Raw genomic sequence first — 22,018 nt, 5'->3', positions numbered from 1 at the left:
TTTTCCGTCGTACATAAAAAAAAAGGGAGCAACATGCTCCCTTTTAAGTTATATTAGTTTGTCTAATTCTATTTATCCGCGGACAACTATGCGTTAATCATCATCGGCATCAGCAACATCAACTCGTCCTCGGGTCCATCATTGTCTACCGGTAAAAATATACCTGCTCTTGCCGGATCAGCCAATTCCATCACTACATCTTCAGAAGATATATTGTCCAACAATTCGGCTAGGAAGGCAGATTTAAATCCAATTTCAATGGGATCTCCATCGTACTGGCAGCCCAATTTTTCATATGCAGAAATGGAGAAGTCAATATCCTGCGCCGAAACCATCAATTCATCCCCGTCAATAGAAAGCTTCACCAGGTTACTGGCCTGGTTCGAGAACAAAGAAACCCTGCCTAGCGAGTTCACCACTTCCTGACGGTTAATGATAATTTTATTCGGGTTATCCTGAGGAATAACCGCATTATAACTCGGGTAATTCCCTTCAACCAAACGACAAACCAATTGATGGTTTTCCATTTGAAAGAAAGCATTTTTGTCGTCAAACTCAATAGTAATGTCACCATCTTCTTTTACCAAAACATTCTTTAAGAACGAGGCAGGTTTTTTAGGCAAGATGAAAGATGAAGAGAACTCCGTGGTTGCATCCGTGCGCTGGTAACGAACCAATTTATGAGAATCGCTGGCCACAAAAGTTAGGTTTTCCGGCGACATCTCTATTAAAATACCATTCATTACAGGACGAAGCTCGTCATCTGCAGTAGCAAACAATGTTTTGTTAATACCCGAGAGCACCAAAGAAGCAGGCAACTGCAAACGAGAAGCTTTGTCTGCATCAATTTTAGGTATTTCAGGAAATTCGTCCCCATCTAAACCAATGACGCTAAACTTACCTTTATCGGTGATGATGTCCACCGCTTTGGTATCCATAGCGAAATCGAAAGTAATTGGTTGCTCAGGGAATTTTTTTAGTGTTTCAAGTAATATTTTAGCTGGCAAGGCAATTACTCCTTCCCCGTCCAGATTGTCTAGCGTCATGGAAGTTACCATGGTAGATTCCAAATCGGAAGCCGTAATGGTTAATTTTCCCTCGCCCAACTCAAATAAAATGTTTTCCAAAATAGGAATAGTACTCTTATTACTAACAACACGACTTACCGCCTGTAAGTGATATAGAAGTTCAGAACTTGAAACTACAAATTTCATGCGTTTAAAAATTAGCGAAACCACAATAACCGGTGCAAAACTCAATCTTCCTATTAGGCGACCAATCTATTTGCTCCCGCCATGACGGTTTCATATGATTACAATTTAATTTTAAACATCCTTTACCCTCGCTCCTATCAGCTACTGGTAATGAACCATTTAAAAAGTTACTGACTAAAAATATTAACAAAGGTAATTATAAAGCAATTCTTTGATTTAACCAAAATTAACCCAAAGTACTTATCAGCTTTTTTGAACACTCACCAAATATATTAAAAAATAGCTTTTTAGGCTTACTATCTTTCAAAAAAAGAATGTTCAACCGGCAATGTTTTATTTAAAACAAACTTGACTTAGTCTGATTTCGTATCCAAACATTTAAGATTGGATAAAAAATGATGCTTTTTTAAGGCAAGGATTTACTTTTAAGTAGGGTATCTTTCCCCAAACATCGGTATTGGCTATATTGACCACTAAATTGTTTTTATCAATCGTTCCATCTGTATTCTTTAACTGATAAAATAAGGCTTGCGTTTTTTGAAAGTTATTATCGGTAACGGTTACTTTACAAATCCATTCACCTGCCAATTCCTTATATTTTTTATTTTTGTCATTCATGCTTAGGTTAGCAAACTCGTAGGTATAGTACTTCAGTTTATTTGCATCAGCTAGTTTGGTTTGGTCGGATTTATCTCTAAAAAAGTCAAAACCTAAATTGGCATTCTCCCTTACCGCGAAATTGTGTGCTTCGCTTCCCCAATCCACGTTTATTTCTTTTACATTTTCAGATGCGACGGAGAAAATAAGTTTGCTTTGCCAAAAGGCAGGATCTGCAGAAAACACACGAGCCTCCTTATCTACAACATTTAACTGCACTGCATATCTGTGATCCTCACGAAAAGCATAACTCCCCACCATATCCGAGGGGTTCAATATAAAACCAAGCTTGTATAGTTTGTTTCCATTGCTGCTGCAAGTTACCCATACGCCTTCCTCCAAAAGTACGTTTTTAATCTGCTGGCCTCTACTGCCCGTTACCGGATTACGTACCGATAAAGAAGCAAGCACCTTAAGGAATGCATCTATCTTAACTTTTGAGGCAATGCCTTGTTTATTGATATCCCACAGTCCTCCAATTTTTCTTAGTTTTACGGCATCGTTTCCAGAACTCAGTTCAATTTCATCTACTTCCTCCACCGACGCCAACGCAATATCAAACTCATCCTCAAGCGTACTTTTGGATTGAGTGAAATAGTAAACAAGGCCTAATGTTAAAAAGGCGAGAAGAATCAGAAAGTAACGCTTATTATTCATCTTAATACCAAACTTATCTCATATACTTATACTTCCTATAGAACGAAACTACAAACCCCAATGCCAGCACCAGGAAAAGGGGTAGTAATACATTAATCATCTTCCAGAAAAACGATTGGTCGGCTATCTTGCTTTTGTCCAGCAACCTTAACGTATAACTTCTGGCCCTCAGATCCATCCAACCGGCATCGTCGCACAAATAGTGAATGGCATTCAGGATAAAATCCTTGTTGCCAAAATTTTGCTTGGTGAGCTCGTCATAGCCTAATGGTAGGATTTTTGGATTGGTGTTTTTAAAGCGGACCTTATTCCTTATTAAATCCCCATCGGCTACCACAATCATTTTTGTAGGAACACTCTGGGTTTTAATCTCTACTGGTTGTGGGGAAATATTCCCGGGTGCCATTCTATTCTCGAACACTGAGGTAAACACCCCTTCCTGAACAACGGAAACCGGCATAAACGATTGTGTAAAGGTTCTTTGATCCGGTTTTTCGTTCACAAAGGCCAAACTAACAAAAACAGGCACTTGATCAGCCTTTGAATAACGCGATGTCCTCAACAGAACCGTTCGTTTAATATGAAGCTGACTGTTCACCGTATCGATAGAACTTACAAACTCGCCCTGCACCACGTTCATATTTCGCGAAATAGCATGATCGGGCTGCGGAATTAACAAAGGACTGTATAACCATGGCGCAGGAACTATCCTTGGCTGACCGCCTGTAGAGACAGACATGGGAATCATGGCCGATTGGATATCCTGAATCAATACCGGATTGATACGGACACCATATTTAAAAAGCTGGTCTTCGATATTTAAATCGGCCATCATACCAATGGTTTCCCTGGCTTTCCTCAGACTGTCCAAGGTAACGTTTACCGCATCCACCAACCACATCACCCGTCCCCCATTCATCATATATTGGTCGATTACATACTTATCACTTTCAGAAAATTTGCTTTGGGGTTTTGCAATGATAATAGCCTTGTATGGATCAAGAATACTTGGATCATTTCCGATTACCCCCCTATCTACTTGATAGTATTGTGATAAATGATCAGTGATGTCCATCACGTCGTAATCATCCAGCTCTCCATGTCCTTCAATAAAAGCAACCCTGGGTTTTTCGTCCATGGTAACCCGTCTAATGGCATCGGTAAATTTAAACTCGAGGCTTTCAATGGATTTATTGAGATTCTCCGCACCGGAAAAACCTTTGATATTTTCCAACAGGTTTAATGGCAGCTGCATATCGTTGTAATATACTACAGCATATGGATAAAAATACGATGTCGTATTTCTCCCGTCTTCGGCTTGTTCATACACCGGCACAGGACTTAATCCAAGCTCCTGCATTTCCTTCTGAACTAATTCCTTTTCCTTTTTGGTTCCTTCTGCCGGGTCGATAAAACGAAATTCTATATTACTTCCGCCATACACCCTGAATTCGTTCATCAACTCGTAAGTAGCCTTCGATAATTTTGAAAAGCCTACGTTTAAATCACCCTCCAGATAAACCTTAACAAAAATGGCTTCCTCCAAATCCACCAATAAGTCCTTTGTGTTTTCAGAGAGGGAATAACGCTTCTCACTGGTCAGGTCCATGCGAAAGAACCAGGAACCTGCCAACATGTTTACTACCACAATGGCAACCAGCAAAACAACCAGCTGCCAAATATTTTTTGATCGAATATCTCTAGACATTTTTCTTTAGCATTTAGCAATTAGCAACTCGCATACCTTTCAACTTTTAACTAACTCCTACCACTTTCTGCTTCCCATAACTGTTCGGGTAAGAAATAACAATAGGGTGATTACACTAATAAAATAAAGCAAATCACGGGAATCGATTACCCCGCGACTCATTGATTGATAGTGTTCATCTATCCCTAAGTTTACAATTAGCGATTGCGAGTTACTCCCGGGAACCAATTGCGACAAAGCCTCAAATCCATAATAAAAAACAAAGCAAAGCAATACGGCAATTACAAAGGAAACTATCTGATTGTCGGTCAACGAAGAGCAAAAAACCCCTATTGCCACATAAATTCCTGCCAGAAAAAGCAGCCCCACAAACGATCCCCATGTACCACCGTAATCAATATTTCCAACCGGATTTCCCAGCTGTACTACCGAATAAAAATAAATAAGGGTAGGGAGCAAGCTAATGACAACCAAAGTAAATCCCGCCAAATATTTAGCCAGAACAATATGAAATTCCGTTAATGGTCGGGTATATAGAAGTTCGATTGTTCCGCTTCTTTTTTCTTCGGCAAACAAACGCATGGTAACCGCGGGCACCAAAAACAAATATAACCAGGGTGCCAGGTAAAATAATGAATCCAGGGTAGCGTACCCGCCAAATAAAATATTCATTTCGCCCGGTATCACCCATAAAAACAAACCTGTGAGCACCAAAAACACACCCACCACCAAGTATCCGGTCAGGGAACTAAAAAATGATGTTATCTCTTTATGATATAAACTCCACATGGAAATACTAATTATTTAATGCCTGAACCATTAGTTTTGCTGCACGGGAACTAGTTCCCGGTTCTCCCATTATTTTGTGCAGCTCGTTATAATTATTAAACATCCTTATTCTATAATCCTGATCCGTCAAAAGTTTAGTCAACTCAGACTTTAAATCTCTAAAATTTAGTTCTTCCTGAACCATCTCCCGAACTCCTTCTTTATTCAGTATTAGATTTACCAAAGAGATATGCTCGACCTTTAACACGAATCTTTTGATAAACTTATGAAAATTCTTTCCTCCCCACATTTTGTAACACACAATCTGTGGACAATCCAACAAAGCCGTTTCCAAAGTGGCGGTTCCTGAAGTAACCAGGGCACCCTGAGCCTGTTGCAATAATTCATAAGTCTGCTTAAAAATAATCTTTACATCTTTACCCGCTACAAATGGTTGATAATCCGCTTTGGTAAACGAGGGGGCACCTGCAATTACAAATTGATAATCGGGGAACTGGTCGATCATCCTGACCATTTCGGGCAAAACGTATTTTATTTCTTGCACCCTGGATCCTGCCAGCAGCCCCACAACAGGCCTTTTATCCAACCCATTACGCTCCTTAAATGCGTTAAAATCCTCACCTTTGTTATTTCTGTTGTCGATAGCATCTAAAACCGGATTACCCACGTAATCGATAGGTACCCCGTATTGTTGGTAAAACTGGGTTTCGAACGGTAGAATGGTAAACATTTTATCTACATAAGCCTTAATTTTTTTAACCCTTCCGGTATTCCAGGCCCAAATTTTTGGCGAGATATAATAAAAAACTTTGATGCTTTTTTTCTTGGCAAATTCGGCCATTCGCAGGTTGAATCCCGGATAATCTACCAAAATAAGAACATCAGGATTATAATTGAGCAAGTCGCTCTTACACAACTTAAAATTGGCTTTTATCTTACCTAAATTGGAAACCACTTCCTTAATGCCCATATAAGCCGTTTGGGAGTAATGTCGCACTAAATCCCCTCCTACTTCCTTCATCAGGTCTCCGCCCCAAAACCTAAATTCACATTTAGGGTCTTCAACTTTTAGGGATTTCATTAAATTGGATGCATGTAAATCTCCCGAAGGCTCACCTGCAATGATATAATATTTCAATGTTATACTTTTATAATGAAAAACGCAATACCATAACCACAACGGCATATAGCACCGTTGCCGTAACAATTCCTCTGGCCGCCAATAATCTTTCTAAATTAATGGCAATTAAAAAGAATATTAAATTCGGAATAACACTTAAACTTAACAGTTTAGTAAACCCATCCAATTCTATTAAGCCCGATATAAATTCAGGTATCGTTAAAGTATCCCCAAAGCGCACATAGAATACTATATATGAGGTTATCAAGGGCAGTACAATACCTATCAAAAGGCCTATATAGAGTTTATTACATTTACAGTTCATAATTTTTATTTTCTTTTAACGAAGCTGCATCCGTTGCATCAATGGCACAGGGAACAACTGTTGCAAAATAATTTTCCAAATAATATTCGTCAGTATCTGTAGCTTCCGGTTCTAAATTTTCGAAATGACCTGTCAACCAGTAATAATTTCTACCTCTGGGATCAGTCCTTTCCAGAAATTCCTCCACCCATTTCCCTTTACCCTGACGACACATTTTAATTCCCTTTACGTTATCTGTGTCAGGAATGTTCACATTTAAATAAGTATCCTTAGCCAAACCCTCTTCAAGCACAGACCTAAAAACAGACTTAACTACTTTCATACTTTCACTAAAATCAGCATCCGATTGATAACTTAACAAAGAAAATCCGATAGATGGGACACCATTCATACAGCCTTCGCGAGCAGCCCCAATAGTGCCTGAATAATGTACACTTGTTGAACTATTTGAGCCGTGATTAATGCCGGAAACAATGTAATCGGGATGACGATGCAAGATCGTATGCAAAGAAAGCTTTACACAATCAACCGGTGTTCCGTTGGTTACGTAATAACTTACTCCATCCTTTTCTCCCATATCCTTAATGTATAACGGGTTTTTTACCGTAATAGCATGTGACATGCCTGAAAAAGATTTGTTGGCAGATACCACTACAATCTTGCCAAATTCGCTCACAGCTTCAACCAAACAGGCCATCCCTTTGGCATGGATTCCATCGTCGTTGGTTACTAATATCAATGGTTTATTGGTCACGTTGCGTTGTTTTTTATTGAAAAATAAGTCCCCAAATATACAATAGATAAGCATATATATAAAAATGTATGATACGTATTATTAGTTTTCGGTTCTGTTATTGGCAACTTGACATCAAAATAATTACTTTTGTTGCCTTGAAATGCAATATGACCGATTTCACCCATAAAACCTTTTGCGATTGTATTCATTTTCAACGGATAGAAAATAGTTAATTCCGATTTTTAAATGAGTTAACCGTTAATTTCATTAGATCATTAACGGTTTTCATTTATAATATTGGCATTTTACCGAACACTAAATTTATTTTAAATAGTATAAAATGCAGATTTCATACAACTGGTTAAAGAATTACTTAAACATAGATATGGAAACCCAAAAGGTTTCCGAAATACTTACAGCCATTGGTCTTGAGGTAGGTGGAATCGAAGAGGTTCAATCTATCAAAGGAGGTTTGGAAGGTTTAGTGATTGGTGAGGTTCTTACCTGTGAAAAGCACCCTAACGCCGACAAACTTAGCAAAACAACCGTAAACATCGGTAACGAAGATGCCCTAGCTATTGTATGCGGTGCACCTAACGTGGCTGCAGGACAAAAGGTAGTTGTGGCAACTGTTGGAACTGTGTTATATAATGGCGAAGATAGTTTCACCATAAAAAAAGGAAAGATCAGAGGCGAAGCTTCTTTGGGAATGATTTGTGCCGAGGACGAGATTGGTTTGGGAAGCAGCCATGACGGAATTATGGTTTTACCGGAAGATGTTGCCGTTGGAACGTTGGCCAAAGATTATTTTAATGTGGAGACCGATACGGTAATTGAAATTGACTTAACACCTAACCGGGTAGACGGAGCATCACATTATGGTGTAGCACGCGATTTGGCGGCTTACTTAAAGTCAAACGGCCAGGATGCTGTCTTATCGCCTCCTTCGATTGATGACTTTGCTGTAGAAAACAAAAACTTTGTGGTGGATGTCGCCGTTGAAAACGAAGAGGCTTGTCCAAGATACGCAGGCTTAACCATTTCAGATGTTGAAGTAAAAGATTCTCCGGAGTGGTTAAAAAACAAGTTGGTTTCAATCGGTTTGTCACCCATCAATAATATTGTAGATGTTACCAACTATGTGTTGCACGAGTTGGGCCAACCCTTGCATGCCTTTGATGGGGACGAGATAAAAGGCAACAAAGTTATCGTAAAAACTCTGCCTGAAAAAAGCAAGTTCATGACTTTGGACGAGATGGAAAGAGAACTTTCCGATCAGGACCTGATGATTTGTAACGCTGAAGAAGGCATGTGTATCGCGGGTGTGTTTGGTGGAACAAAAAGTGGGGTAAAAGAGTCTACCACCAAGGTGTTTTTGGAAAGTGCCTACTTTAATCCTGTGTTTGTGCGTAAAACGGCCAAAAGGCATACCTTGAGCACCGATGCCTCTTTCCGCTTCGAAAGAGGGATTGATCCGAACATTACTGTCTATGCTTTAAAAAGAGCTGCGCTATTAATCAAAGAAGTGGCCGGCGGAACCATTTCATCGGATATTACAGACATCTACCCTAACCCCGTTAAAAACTTTGAGGTTGCGGTTACATGGAAAAACATAGATCGTTTAATCGGAAAAAAACTGGGTCAGGAGAAAATTAAAGACATTGTTTCTGCCTTGGAGATGGAGATTGTAAGGGAGGACGAAAAAGGCATGTTGTTGTCCGTTCCTCCATACAGAGTAGACGTACAGCGCGAAGTAGATGTGATCGAGGATATTTTAAGAATATACGGTTACAACAATATCGAAATTCCAAATGAAGTGCACTCTACCTTGGTGTATTCGGATAAGCCGGATGATCATAAGGTGAAAAATATTATTGCAAACCAATTGGTGGCACAGGGTTTTAACGAAATCATGTGCAACTCATTGACGAAGCCATCATTCTACGAAAAACTGGAGAAATACCCCGAAAAGAATGTGGTAGCATTGTTCAACCCGTTGAGCAACGACTTGGCAGGAATGCGTCAGTCATTGGTAATGGGGGGACTGGAATCTATCGCGCATAACATAAACCGTAGAAACAGCGATCTTAAGATCTTTGAATTCGGAAATTGTTATTATCTGAACCCTGAAGGAGAAAAAGGATCGCTCGAAAAGTATAACGAGGAACACCATTTGGGTATTTTCTTGTCAGGTAAGATGATTGCCGCGAACTGGAACGCCCAGGATAGGGAGGTTTCTTTTGCGGATATGCGAGCTGTGGTTGACCAGGTAATGCGTCGTTTAAACTTGCCTGAAGGTATGCTCAGCGAGGAAGATGTCACAAATGACATTTTCATAGAGGGAGTTACCGTCGCCACCAAAAACAAAATCCATCTGGTAGACTATGGTTTGGTACGTCCTGAGATTGGAAAAAACTTCGGCCTAAAAGACATTGTTTATTTCGCCGAATTCAATTGGGATAATCTTTTGAAAGTAGCAGGAAGACAATCCTTAACCTACAAGGAAATCCCTAAATATCCCGAGGTAAGTCGCGACCTGGCATTGCTGGTAGACAAAAAAGTGACTTTTGGCCAGATAAAAACGGTAGCTCAAAAAACAGAAAGAAAACTTTTGAAGAGCGTTTCGCTATTTGACATTTACGAAGGAGAAAAGTTGGGTGCTGATAAAAAGTCATATGCCGTAAACTTCATTCTGCAAGATGAAAACAAGACACTTACCGACAAACAAATTGACAAGATCATGAATAATATGATCCGCAATTTTGAGAAAGAAGTTGGTGCGCAATTAAGATAGACAATGCCAACTGGTCAATAGTTGTTGAACAAAACTAATCCAGTGTTGTCGTTAAGCGAGATGTACAAGTCGAAAATCGGAACGTGCAGAGAGCGGAACGCGGAGAGTAAAAAGCCGAAAGGAAAAGCAATGTGCCGTTTTGAGCTGTAGTGATTTCCTCAAAACCGTTCCCAAAAATACGTCAAACCTACATTCTTGTTTGATACAAAGACAAACCCATTGGCACACACTGACCAATTAACGTGGCAAAAAAAATAAATTAACAATAAACAAAAGCCGTATTTACACAGTATTTACGGCTTTTTTATATTTTTATACCTATTTGTAACCTTATACTTGCCCGATAGTATGATGTACCAATTACCGACTTTTATATAAGCGACTCAATGAAAGCAAATACTTGTTTAAAAAGTTTTTTTTTCACGATTATTCTAATTGGAGCATCTTATACTTCCAGGGCTCAAATCGACTTGTCACATAGATATACCTTTGCGGAATTTGATACGAGTGCGACAGGAAAATTATACTTCAGAATAGAAAACAACAACTTTGTAAAAAACAACGAATATTTTGGCGAATATACCGAAGGATATACGCTACCCGGTTATTCAATCCAGCCGTCGCTGATGTATTACGCAGGTAAAAATGTCCGTCTGCAAGTTGGTGCACACCTCGTAAAATATAGTGGTATCAAAGACTTTAGCGAATTTGTTCCTGTAGTTTCCGCGTATGTTAAGCTGGGTAAAAAATGGGACATGATATTGGGGAATATTAAAGGAGATGTTCATCACCGACTTATTGAACCTTTGTTTAATCCGGAATGGCAATATTTAAGGCCTACCGAAACCGGTGTTCAGTTTTTTCACCAATCCGAACGACTTTGGTTAGACACCTGGATAGATTGGGAACAGTTTATATTCCATGGTGATGAAATTCCCGAGAAGTTCACCGGTGGAATCAGCCTCGATTACAAAATCACACAACCCGAAGCCCGGTTTAATCTGAGCATACCATTTCAAATGACCGCATTTCATTTAGGTGGTCAAATCAGTGATTATTTAACCGAATCGTATTCATTGATAAACCTGGTATCAGGCTTTAAAGTATCACAGCAGATTGACGGCGCTTTTATAAAGAAGATTAGTCTTGCCACCTATTTTTGCAGCTATAATGATTTAACAGACGCCAGAACATTCCCATTCAATAAAGGTGGTGCAATTTATCCTACCGGAATCCTCACCTACAAGCATGGTGAAATAATGGCCGGTTATTGGAACGCCAGTAATTTCTTTGCCCCAAAAGGAAGTGCGCTGTTTTATTCAGTATCCGACTACAAGCTAGATTATTATACCAAAAAAAGGCAAATAATAACCGCCAAGTTCACCTACCACAAAACTCTTATGAAACAAGTTAAATTTAACGCTCAAGTGGAGAGTTACTACGATGTTGAAGCATCAGCGCTGGAATACGCCTATGGTATCAGCCTGGTTTTTACGCCTAACTTTTTTATTACCAAATTGGATTTTGAGTAGCTTCTTACTATGTGCCAAGTCAAAACAGAGGTCCACATTAAGCATTCTCCTCTTGAAACATCCTTACTTACAACAAAATAAACCTTTTTCCTCTAGCTGGGGTAATATTGTTAAGTCAACGAATTTCGTTCTATAATTTATTTGATTTTGGGACGATACTTCATTTATATCTTCGCTGCAAAAACCTTGTCTTGCTGACAGGCACGGAAGCAAAAAAATATAGACCAATAGAATCCTTCCTCCCGCCACCACCGATAAGATCTATCGCTCTGGCCAACACTTTTATTGCAGCTCGTACTTTCTTCTTGAATAATTTACTCCCTGTTCCATACCACACTATCCCGAGTGAAACAGGTAAAAATACCCGTAGCATTCTTTAAGTTCCCTGCCAATGGCGATGGTAAAATTAAATTATCGCTGTTGGCATCCTTGGCGTTTTCAAGAGATATCTGATAATCGTAGTTGGCCTTTGTTATTCTTCGAAGAATTATTTCTATACGATCAAAAGTTTCACTATTTAAAACTGTATAATTAATATTTACTGTATCTCTTGTGTTCATATGGCTATAGTCTAAAAAGCGTACTTTCCGGAATGTGGTATCCTTTTGTGCCGTGTTTATATTTATCATGAAATAGTTGTGCCACCCCTGTTCCGACAGTTCGAAACCAAATGATATATCATCACCTGTTCTCTTCTCGTTTAAAATATCAATTTCCTCCGGTATAGTTGTCGTAGCCACAACTGTATCCATTTCAGGTGTAATTACCTGTACATCTATCGAAGTTTTATTGGATGGTTCAAATCGATAACTATGCCTATAATTAAACACGTAATCCGAATTATTCTCTCTAAATAACCCTTGCCAAAGTTTCAACGTATCTATCCTCACATCAAACTCCAACGAATAATCCAAAATATAATCGTCGTATAAAGGCTGCAATTTCGTTGCTGTTAATTTGTACCTATCATTCGGCACCAAATAACATTCAATAAAATACCCTGGCTCGGCCAATAAACCATTGTATGGCAGCTCTCTGTTTTCGATGCATGAAAACAACAACGACCACGCTAAAACCACTATAATTGTAAACTTCATCTTTTTAAAATATCCTTTGTCTATTTTTTAACATTAAAATTATAGCTAACCGAGAAATACGGCATAAATGGGAATATAACTTTTGAATTGAGTTTAAACTTAATAAAATAATCATCTTTTGATTCAGCCTGAACAAACACAAAGCTCGGGTTCTGTTGATTATATACATTGTAAGCACCCACATTAACTTTCAACAAGTTGCCCTTGGTTTTTTTCAGGTATTCCATATTTAAATCCATGCGATGTGTCGAAGGCATTCTGTAATTATACCGTTCTTCATATACGGGTATAAATTCCGAACCGTTTCCACCAATATCTTTCGCAATAGCAACACCGGCGGGAACAGTTGCCGTAACTCCGGATTTATATGTCCACAATAAGTTAAAGTTCAATGCTTTCAGAACCTTAAATGAGGTATTGCACAGGATATTGTGACGCAAATCATAAGGCGGATCAAAAAAGTTGCCATTGTTGATGCCTTTAAACTTTGCCCGCACATGCGAAAGCGTATAGTTTACCCGTGTATATACTTTGCCCGAATTATAGGTAACATCCAATTCTCCGCCTTTAGAATTTCCCCACCCTGATATCATCTTATCGATACTCTCGCTCAGATCAACCCTGTTAAAAGTCTCAAATTCTTTAATGTCCGTTAAACTTTTATAGAATGCTCCCAGATGAACACTAGTTTTGGCACCTAGCCTTAATTTTACTCCCAAAGATACCTGATCGCTTTTTGAAGGTGAATATTCTTTTACCGGCAGCCAAATATCCACCGGGCTTTGAACCGTAAATATATTCATCCGTTCTTCAAACTGCAGTGAATTGGAATAGTCCATCCATGCCGACCAAATGCTATTATTATAAGACAACTTTAGCCTGGGCGATAAAAAAAACTTAGCACTACCGCTTAAATAAGTAGATGCATTTACTCCGGCAATTAGCGAAAGGCTATTGTTCAACTTTACTCTGCCTTCGGTAAATGCGAAAATCAATTCATTTGCAAAATAGTTCTCCGTTGAATTCTCTATTTCCTGGTTGTAATCATATTGTTTAAAGGTGGTTTCGATTCCATAATTGATGCCTATGTTTGATGATATGGTTTGCACCATTTGAGCTCTCGCGTTGAACTGCCTGGTTTTATTTATACTGTTTGAGTTCACCCATGAATCCATATTGACGTCTGACATATAGCGATTATATCCTAACGACACAATTGCCCGGATTCCCTCATATATCCTTCCTGTTAGTTGTACCGAACTGGAGAAAGTACTCCACCTCAATCCATAGTTGAAACCCTCGCCAAAATCCATGGGCAAATGATCTGAGGTCATCAGGAAAAAAAACGTGGCATTCCAGTTTCTGCTTAACGAAAAATTATAGGATAGCGTAAAATCATTAAAAGAATAAGCCGGCAATTGTTGGTTACTCTCTTTGTCTCTATTATATGCATTGGCAAGTAATTGAAAGTAAGATTGACGAAATGAAATTCCTAAAAGTGACTTTTTCTTTCGATCAGGTTTAATCTTAATTCTTGCAGATGATGATAACAACCCCAAAGACACCTCTCCATTAAAATCTTCCATTAAATAATCTACCGGTTTCATATTAACATAAGAAGATAAATAACCATTATATTTTGCAGGAAAACCTGATTTAAAGAACTTGGATTGGTTTAGAATATAAGGATCGAATGTTGACAAGAGACCGGCGATATGCTGCGGATCACCTACCGGGTTGCCGTTTACCAAATAGGAATTCTGAGAGCTGTTCCCACCTCTTACATAAATACCCGCATCCAGCATTCCCAGAGAGGTAACCCCGGGTAAAGTGCCCAGGTACCTAATCACATCGGGCTCCCCCAAAAAACTAGGCACCCTATTAATGCTGGTTATGGTTGATTGGGTAAATTCGGGATTGATATGGGAAGTTACATTTACTTCATCAATGGAAAAATCCTTTTTTTGCAATACTATTATGTCTAAACTTGGGGATGAAACGGGTAGATAACAACTGCTGTAATTGAGATGGTGAAATTCCAGTATGTTGCCCACTGATGCCTCAATGCTAAAAAAACCCGAGCTATCGGACACCACCCCTTTTCCTGTGCTCACATTCCGAACATGAACCGATTCAATTGGCACCTGTTCCGCGTTTACAACCACCCCTATGATTTGAGCGAACAAGCAGGAACAGCTGAAAAACAGAAACAGACAGACAGTAAAGCGATTCAAGAATTGGAATATTTAGTTTAGAGCAGTGAAAATACAATTATTTCATAAAAAAAACCTACTTGAAACAAGCAGGCTTTATTTATGTATCGTAATTCATCAGTCACTAACCTAAGAGCTTTTCACCAGTACAGCCTTTACTTCATCGTACTTCGCTATCTTCTCTAAAAACTCTACAAAGTCATTATATCTTTCTTTGGGGTATTGCCCTTTCCAAATTTTCAAAGATCTTTCATAAACAATCCTATTCTCTATTATTTTTGCTTTGCTCCGATACTCTCCAAACTCAGATTTCAGTTCAACCGGCTCAGGAATAGCTTCCATCTTATAATCCTCTGGAAGCAGGTAGGTCATTGAATCGCATTCACTATATGAACGTGAAATCATCATAGGTGATCTTCTGTTTCTGGAATATGGCGGAATAACAGATGACTTATTCATCCCGTTTAAAGAAAAGAATAACCGCTCTCCCATTTTACTGGCAAAACCAGGAATGGATATGGACAAACTTTTATCCAACCATGGTTTTCTTAACTTGTGTTGAACTATTTCATAATCTATTAAATCGAAGTGGGGGACATTTATAGACTTTATTATTTTCTTTCTACGATCAGTCTCATCCATCAACAATAAGCCATATTCATCGCTATATAATGATCCTTTATAGGATATTAGAGCTTTCCCTGAAGCAGAGCCATCATCAAAAATTTTGATATCTCCTTTTATTGACTGATTATTTTCTTCTACATCGAACCCGGGTGTTTTTACCAGTTTCCCACCCTCTTCTGTTATCAATAGAACATTTCTGTCATCCGTAAAATCGCCTAAATATCCACATGGAATAAAAGAATTGGTACACTCTAACCATATCGTATCGGTATCAAGTGGAACGCAAGCTATGACATGATTAAAATAGTCATTCACAAAATCTTTCTCCGAAAAACTTTCTTCACCCGCCTGAACCAGTACATAATATGCATTGTAGCCGAAATTACGCAATATTGAAACTACATAGTTCGATAAAGCTTTACAGTCTCCATAAGATAATCGGTCCACCGTTTCAGCCTCAAATGGCTGTTGTGCACCTATACCTTCCTGTATACTTATATACCTGTTTTTCTTCTGTGAATACTGATAGATTGTTGATATCTTTTCATAATCTGACATATTTTCGTTTAACATAGTTGCCAAATGATCAATTGTTGCCTGGGGAACATTGTCTCTGCCTTTGTTTAGTTCAAAGAAAAAACGACCAAAACTTGCCCAACTGTTTAAATCTCCCTTGTAATCATTGATTTCAAAACGGTTAGGTGCAATAGCCACAGCAGGCCCCCAATGTTCGTAATGGGCACTTAATACTTCTTTCTGGGGGGCTTTATAATTTTGAATTTGCCAAAACAACTGCCTTTTCTCATCCACCTCAACCTCCTCAGCTGTCTTGGGCAAATTATATTCTTTATAATGAAACTTAAAGTCTAGAGGCACCAATAGTTTAAATCGGTAATCCTCAACTGCCGTATTGTATCCTTGGAAAGCATACCAGCCATGTAAATAATAGGCCGAATTATATTTTTTTTCAAAAGTATATTCTACTGTAAAAGGGTAAACGGAATATTTAGGATCGATTGCTTTCACCCTTCTATCTTCATACAAAGAAGCTCCAGATATAGCCGTAAAATCATTGATCTCACCTGTAGGGATTGACTTTACTTTTTTTCCAAGTGCATCATACACAATAGCCGTAATATTGCTGACACTACTTAAATTGGTATAACTTTCCCGGAACAATGCTTTATCCTTGCCACTTTCCTTAAGTATGGTAATAGCAAATTTCTCAGAACAGTACATCTTGCTTTCCGATACTACTTCTACTACCGTACTTTTTTTACGAACAACAGCATCGGCACCTTTTAATAGTTCTGCGGGAATAGCAGAAACCGGATACATTGGTGTTTTTTTGGCGAAAGCTAACGTTGTAAACACAAACAATGCAAATATTAATTTATAACGTAGCCGCATCTTGATTCTTTTTAATTACCACTGGTTCTGCTTGTTTTTCAATAATTAAAGCATACAATTGTTTTAAATAAGCATATTCCTCTGGAGTAAATACCGCTTTATTAATTTTAATTTTATAAAGCACATTTAACGCATTACCATTTGTTGAATAATTAATCAAAACAGAACCCGCTTTTTCAGGCAAAGCAATTTTAGTTGGTTTTGGAACGGCATTAAAAGTGTACCCATCTGGTATTGTAATAGAAGACATAACTAACTTCTCTCGTTTATAAGCAAAATCCACAGGATACTTCCGTTCTTCAAGTTTAAAAGGATTATCATTTACTCTCTCGTAAATAAATGGATTAATCATCACCATATCACCTACTTGCTGCGCCAAATTACGAATTTTGACATTATATTTCTCCTTAAGTGGTTTATAAATGGAATCTATATTATTTACTTCAAAATCTTTCACTCTTAAACCTGGATGTTCCATTTCCATATGCTGTATAAATTCATCATCACTCGCAAAGCCTTTATAATCTTTTCTGAAATAGTAGGCAGAATAGTCACTTCTGCTACACGCCATTGTACCTTCCGCAACCATTTCTTTCGTAAGTTTCAAATTATAAACTATAGCAGATTTATCCTTCTTATCGGTCTTTAAGTTAATCCAACTACCGCTTTGGTTATTAATCAGTCTACCGCTTTTATTCAAACATCTCATCGGAAGCATGTTGACCGGCATTAATTCCTCTGTTGCATCCAATAAATATTCGTCATTATCAATTTTTGCACGAATAAACATATAGTTTAATTTTTCCAGACTTGGATAAAATTGATGCAACCGTCCGTTCTCCCTTGTACTTATTGCTACCGGCAATCCATAAATATCCAGTTTCTGTAGCAACTGATATAACATCATATTTATTTCTGCCGAATTAGCTTTTTTATCTTTAAAAGCACCGCCCAAATGAGATTCTGAAGCATAAAGTGATTCAACTTCATTCCATTTTACCTGTTTAATAGCCTCATAGGCAGCTACCATTTTATCGTAAGGATCAGTATACTTTGCTTCAATTTCTTTTTTGATACTATTCAAGAAAGCACCACCATTCGTTAAAGTCCCACCAAAATATAGATTCGATCGCAACATTTTATTTACAGCTTCCCATGATGTAGTAAATCCTTTATAATAACCTGGAATACTGATGCTTAAAATATCAAACTCGAACTTTGTCAAATAATTCTCTTTAGAATCCATAAATGATTCTCCTTTAAAAGCAGGCATATCCTCCACCACATATTTATCGCTGCCTATTGGATTAATTCTGCCAAAACCACGAGCTCTTTTCCTAAATTCAATTTCAGATGTTGATTCCAAAACAAGTTCGCAATATTTTATAGGAATCTCTCTTTGAAATGCGAATTCCGCGGGAAGTAAGGCTTGAGTTGTCTCTATATCATAAACACTTCCAACTTTTATATTTGGCAATGCCACCTTCAATCGATAATAGTCTTCCGTTATTTTTAGTTTATAAATGGATTCCTTTTTTAATTTTTCTTCAACTATTTCCCCATTTTCGAGATTATATACTCTGCCACGTACTTGCATATCTTCCTTTCCCGGAAAAGAAAACTCGGATAAGCTTACTCCTGCTTTTTTTAGAATTTTTATGCGGGTAACTGTGGTAAACTCAAATTGATTTCCATTAAAATATCCATATTTGCACAATACCACGGCAGCCGCGCTAGTATCAGGTTCGTACACGGTCATTTTTAGATCCTCAATATCGATTTTACCAAATTTGATGGGGGGTTTTCCAGCAAACAGCTGTACTGCAATAAACATAATTATTGCAAGGGTAGTAGATCTAGCCATATTTATTTAGTTTTAGGGTATAAAATATTTATTATAAATTAACAAAAATCGAAACATAATTACAAATAGTTTATATTAAAAATATAATCATTCACGAAAACAATCGTACCAAATAACCCGTATTGCGTGTTTTATCTATCTTTATATTTCATACGAAATCAAGTCATAATGTATACCATACAATATTTAAAAGAATTTACCCGTGATATTTTTCTTAAGATGGGAAGTTCGAAAGAGGATGCAGCATTAGCTGCCGATGTTTTACTCTCAGCAGATTTAAGAGGGGTGGACTCTCATGGTGTCGCCAGACTGGGTGGCTATGTTCGTTTATGGAAACAAGGAAGGCTCAATGCCACCCCAAAAATTAAAATTGTTCATGAAACACCAAGCACAGCGGTTATTGATGGTGATTTAGGTGCCGGATTGGTGGTTGCTCCTAAAGCCATGCGGATAGCTATGGAAAAAGCCAGGAATGTTGGAACCGGATGGGTTGCGGTCAAAAACTCTAACCATTACGGCATTGCCGGATTTCATTCCATGTTGCCACTTGAAGAAGATATGATTGGATGGTCGATGACCAATGCCAGTCCTTTGGTATCGCCCACTTTTTCAAAAAGTAAGTTTTTGGGTACCAACCCTATTTCGGTTTCCATTCCTGCAGATAAACAACCTCCTGTTGTTATTGATATGGCAACAACTCCTGTTGCCAACGGAAAACTGGAAGTTCTGCAACGTAAAGGAGAAGATATTCCGTTGGGGTGGGCGCAAGATGAAAAGGGAAATCCATCAACCGATGCCGCCATCCTGAGAAAAGGCGGTGCCATGTTGCCCTTAGGTAGCGACCGCGAACACGGAAGCCATAAAGGCTATTGTCTGGGTGCATTGGTTGATATTTTATCGGCTGTATTACCCGGTGCAAATTACGGCCCATGGGTTCCGCCTTTTGTGTCTTATATTCCTGTGCCGGACAACCCCGTAGGAGAAGGTATTGGTCATTTCCTGGGAGCTATGAGGATAGACGCCTTTCGTCCCGCAGATGAGTTCAAGAAACACATGGACAATTGGATTACCACATTCAGAAATGCAACACCTGCTGAGGGATTTGAAAAAGTTTTGGTTCCCGGTGATCCGGAAAGAGAATTGACCAAAGAAAGAATGAAAAACGGGATTAATCTATTGCCTCCGGTCATCCATGAATTAAACGAGATTGGGGAATCGTTGGGGCTTACATTTAAGAAAGCATAGAGCGTATTGATGAGTAAAGGAAAATTTCAAGATTACGTTATATTTAAGCTAATATTATTGAAAAAGGCCTTTGTTTTGGGGAAATAAAGGCCTTTTCATTCTCAACTAACACAACACACAAAATTCATTTGTTAACACACAACACAAACAAATGAATTGCTTAATAATTTAATATCATTTTTTAAACTAATACATCAAGCAAGTTAGCTATAAACAGACAAAAATGCAATAGTTAACCTTAAAATTATTATAAATAATCTACCTTTAAAACGCAGTTTTGCAATAAAAAGTTCAATCATATCCTATAAAAAAGTCATCTTTATTTCTGTCTATACTATTATTTCATTCCGATAATTAACAATAGCTTATTACTGATTCATAAAACCTTGTTTTTTAAGCACGTCCAACAGCACCTTACTAAAGGCAATATTATCTTGCTTTTTATAACGAACATCCGTGAACACTTGTGCTAAACTTTCTTTGTCATTCTCTTTTACAAAAGCCTTATTTGACGCAAGCTGTTCCTTTTCGGAATATATACGTTTTATCATCTCATCCGAATAATCCACATATTTCTCATAATGTACTACACCTTCTAGCGGCAACCTTTCAGCCTGTTCTGGATTCTCATCAGGGTAACCTATGGTTACAGTAGCCACCGGCACAATACCTTTGGGAAGATTCAACACATCAATTATCTTATCCGAAGTATAGATAACCGTACCCAGATAGCAGATTCCCAACCCGTTGCTTTCTGCTGCAACACAAACATTTTGGGCAACCAACAAAGCATCTATTGCTCCTGTCATAAAAGATAAAAAGTTATCGTAACCCGGATTAGCATTATTTAATTGGCACCATTTATTAAAGCGGTTATAATCTGCACAAAAGGTTAACACAACAGGCGCCTGCCTAATCATGGGCTGGTTAAAATGACAAGGAGCCAACTTCTCCTTCATTTCTTCATCCTGTGATACCACAATGCTATACAATTGCATATTCCCCGTTGTTGATGCTCGAATTCCTGCTTCCAGAATCTGGTTAAGTAACGCTTCATCAATTTTTTGAGAAGTATATTTTCGGATGGTTTTGTGATTTAACAAAGTATCAATCATCTTTTTTATTTACAAATATATGATTGTTAAATAAAAATACGATAAGAAATATATTTGAGCTCAATTTCTCAAACCATTTTAAAATAAATATAAACCCACTCCTTTGCCTTTATATAACCACAATATTAGAATAAAAATACCACATTAAGTTTTTTTGTTTAATTTTTATGAACTTTTCTTAAACATTATTGTTTAAGAAATATTGATATCTATTAACCATTGAAATTTATTTTAATTATGACTATCTTTTTATTTCAATTCAGGTTTTATTAAATTCTCCATCAAGCAACTGAATTTAATTGTTTAAGGTCCCCTCCCTCTCTTACTTTATTCTTTTTTTTCCAAAATAAACTTATGTCATGAAAAACTATTACTACTTTGTAAAAAGACTTCTGGTTCTTTTACTACTCTGTCCTATTGTTATTTCTACCTCCGGACAAACAAAAAGTGCTACCCAAAGCAACATTTTCAATTTTTATGATGATCCACATTATGAATTTTTAAACTCCCTTTTTCAGAGTATTGTGGATGAAGCTCCTCTAACCGTTTTTTTACCTACCAAAGATGCTTTTGAACATTTAACGGAAGAACAGAAAGATTTCTACTTCCAGCATCCTTTCATTGACCTTATTGATTTGCTGAAAGGTCATATGGTTTCCGGAGTTTATAGCTCTACTGATTTAACTGATGGCACTCATCTTGAAGCCATAAATGGTAACCCATTGTTAATATCGCATGTTGATCACAACATTTATGTAAATGATTCAAAAGTGAGGAGAGCAGATGTTCACTTTGGACGATCAATCATTCATTTTATTGACAAGGTTATTATACCTAAAACAACCGTGGTTGACATTATCGTGAACAGCGAGGACCATAACACCCTGGAAGCGGCCGTCATTGCCGCAGAACTGG

Annotated in this window: 16 protein-coding genes; 4 read left to right on the top strand and 12 right to left on the bottom strand. The window is 37.8% G+C overall.

Going from position 1 to position 22,018, the window contains the following annotated elements:
* Positions 1–86 precede the first annotated feature (86 nt).
* From dnaN to surE, 7 genes are all read right to left on the bottom strand, one after another.
* Positions 87–1,214, bottom strand: a complete 1,128-nt coding sequence (gene dnaN / locus ACRD64_RS09090) for a DNA polymerase III subunit beta (protein ID WP_430933001.1) — start codon at positions 1,212–1,214, stop codon at positions 87–89.
* 378 nt (positions 1,215–1,592) lie between these two features.
* Positions 1,593–2,528, bottom strand: coding sequence for a hypothetical protein (locus ACRD64_RS09085; RefSeq protein WP_430933000.1), 936 nt, complete (start codon positions 2,526–2,528; stop codon positions 1,593–1,595).
* Between the two features lie 13 nt (positions 2,529–2,541).
* On the bottom strand, positions 2,542–4,236 hold the full coding sequence (gene gldG, locus ACRD64_RS09080) for a gliding motility-associated ABC transporter substrate-binding protein GldG (protein WP_430932999.1): 1,695 nt from the start codon (positions 4,234–4,236) through the stop codon (positions 2,542–2,544).
* A 57-nt stretch (positions 4,237–4,293) separates the two neighbouring features.
* Complete coding sequence (gene gldF, locus ACRD64_RS09075; protein ID WP_430932998.1) at positions 4,294–5,025, bottom strand: gliding motility-associated ABC transporter permease subunit GldF; 732 nt, start codon at positions 5,023–5,025, stop codon at positions 4,294–4,296.
* Between the two features lie 7 nt (positions 5,026–5,032).
* The gene (gene lpxB, locus ACRD64_RS09070; protein WP_430932997.1) at positions 5,033–6,163 is read right to left on the bottom strand and encodes a lipid-A-disaccharide synthase; all 1,131 of its coding nucleotides are present in this window, start codon (positions 6,161–6,163) and stop codon (positions 5,033–5,035) included.
* A gap of 10 nt (positions 6,164–6,173) precedes the next feature.
* A complete protein-coding gene (locus ACRD64_RS09065) occupies positions 6,174–6,470 on the bottom strand; it encodes a hypothetical protein (protein ID WP_430932996.1) in 297 nt (98 codons plus the stop codon).
* The gene (surE, locus tag ACRD64_RS09060) at positions 6,460–7,224 is read right to left on the bottom strand and encodes a 5'/3'-nucleotidase SurE (protein ID WP_430932995.1); all 765 of its coding nucleotides are present in this window, start codon (positions 7,222–7,224) and stop codon (positions 6,460–6,462) included. Before surE ends, ACRD64_RS09065 begins: the two co-directional genes overlap by 11 nt.
* A gap of 322 nt (positions 7,225–7,546) precedes the next feature.
* On the opposite strand from surE, the gene pheT reads away from it, so the two are divergent.
* Positions 7,547–10,000 carry a phenylalanine--tRNA ligase subunit beta gene (pheT, locus tag ACRD64_RS09055; protein ID WP_430932994.1) on the top strand — a complete coding sequence of 818 codons (2,454 nt, stop codon included), beginning with the start codon at positions 7,547–7,549 and terminating at the stop codon, positions 9,998–10,000.
* A gap of 386 nt (positions 10,001–10,386) precedes the next feature.
* Positions 10,387–11,532 (top strand): hypothetical protein, encoded by a 1,146-nt coding sequence (locus ACRD64_RS09050; RefSeq protein ID WP_430932993.1) that lies wholly within the window; start codon positions 10,387–10,389, stop codon positions 11,530–11,532.
* 314 nt (positions 11,533–11,846) lie between these two features.
* On the opposite strand, the gene ACRD64_RS09045 is transcribed toward ACRD64_RS09050, so the two are convergent.
* The 4 genes from ACRD64_RS09045 to ACRD64_RS09030 form a co-directional block, all read right to left on the bottom strand.
* Positions 11,847–12,629, bottom strand: coding sequence for a DUF4249 family protein (locus tag ACRD64_RS09045; protein WP_430932992.1), 783 nt, complete (start codon positions 12,627–12,629; stop codon positions 11,847–11,849).
* Positions 12,630–12,649: 20 nt separating this feature from the next.
* Positions 12,650–14,863: a TonB-dependent receptor plug domain-containing protein gene (locus ACRD64_RS09040; RefSeq protein ID WP_430932991.1), complete on the bottom strand. Its 2,214-nt coding sequence runs from the start codon at positions 14,861–14,863 to the stop codon at positions 12,650–12,652.
* Positions 14,864–14,971: 108 nt separating this feature from the next.
* Positions 14,972–16,879 carry a DUF3857 domain-containing protein gene (locus tag ACRD64_RS09035; protein WP_430932990.1) on the bottom strand — a complete coding sequence of 636 codons (1,908 nt, stop codon included), beginning with the start codon at positions 16,877–16,879 and terminating at the stop codon, positions 14,972–14,974.
* Positions 16,863–18,713, bottom strand: a complete 1,851-nt coding sequence (locus tag ACRD64_RS09030) for a DUF3858 domain-containing protein (protein WP_430932989.1) — start codon at positions 18,711–18,713, stop codon at positions 16,863–16,865. The genes ACRD64_RS09035 and ACRD64_RS09030 overlap by 17 nt, the downstream gene beginning before the upstream one ends.
* Before the next feature lie 198 nt (positions 18,714–18,911).
* On the opposite strand from ACRD64_RS09030, the gene ACRD64_RS09025 reads away from it, so the two are divergent.
* A complete protein-coding gene (locus ACRD64_RS09025; protein WP_430932988.1) occupies positions 18,912–19,988 on the top strand; it encodes an Ldh family oxidoreductase in 1,077 nt (358 codons plus the stop codon).
* Positions 19,989–20,356: 368 nt separating this feature from the next.
* On the opposite strand, the gene ACRD64_RS09020 is transcribed toward ACRD64_RS09025, so the two are convergent.
* Positions 20,357–21,103, bottom strand: coding sequence for an NADPH-dependent oxidoreductase (locus tag ACRD64_RS09020; protein WP_430932987.1), 747 nt, complete (start codon positions 21,101–21,103; stop codon positions 20,357–20,359).
* A gap of 359 nt (positions 21,104–21,462) precedes the next feature.
* Between ACRD64_RS09020 and ACRD64_RS09015 the strand changes: the two genes are divergently transcribed.
* The coding region (locus ACRD64_RS09015) for a fasciclin domain-containing protein (protein ID WP_430932985.1) at positions 21,463–22,018 on the top strand (556 nt) is incomplete at its 3' end.

This window comes from Saccharicrinis sp. 156 (assembly GCF_050589685.1).
Lineage (GTDB): Bacteria > Bacteroidota > Bacteroidia > Bacteroidales > Marinilabiliaceae > Saccharicrinis.
The sequence above is the reverse complement of the archived record's forward strand: the minus strand, read 5'-3'. Positions and strand labels throughout refer to the sequence as shown.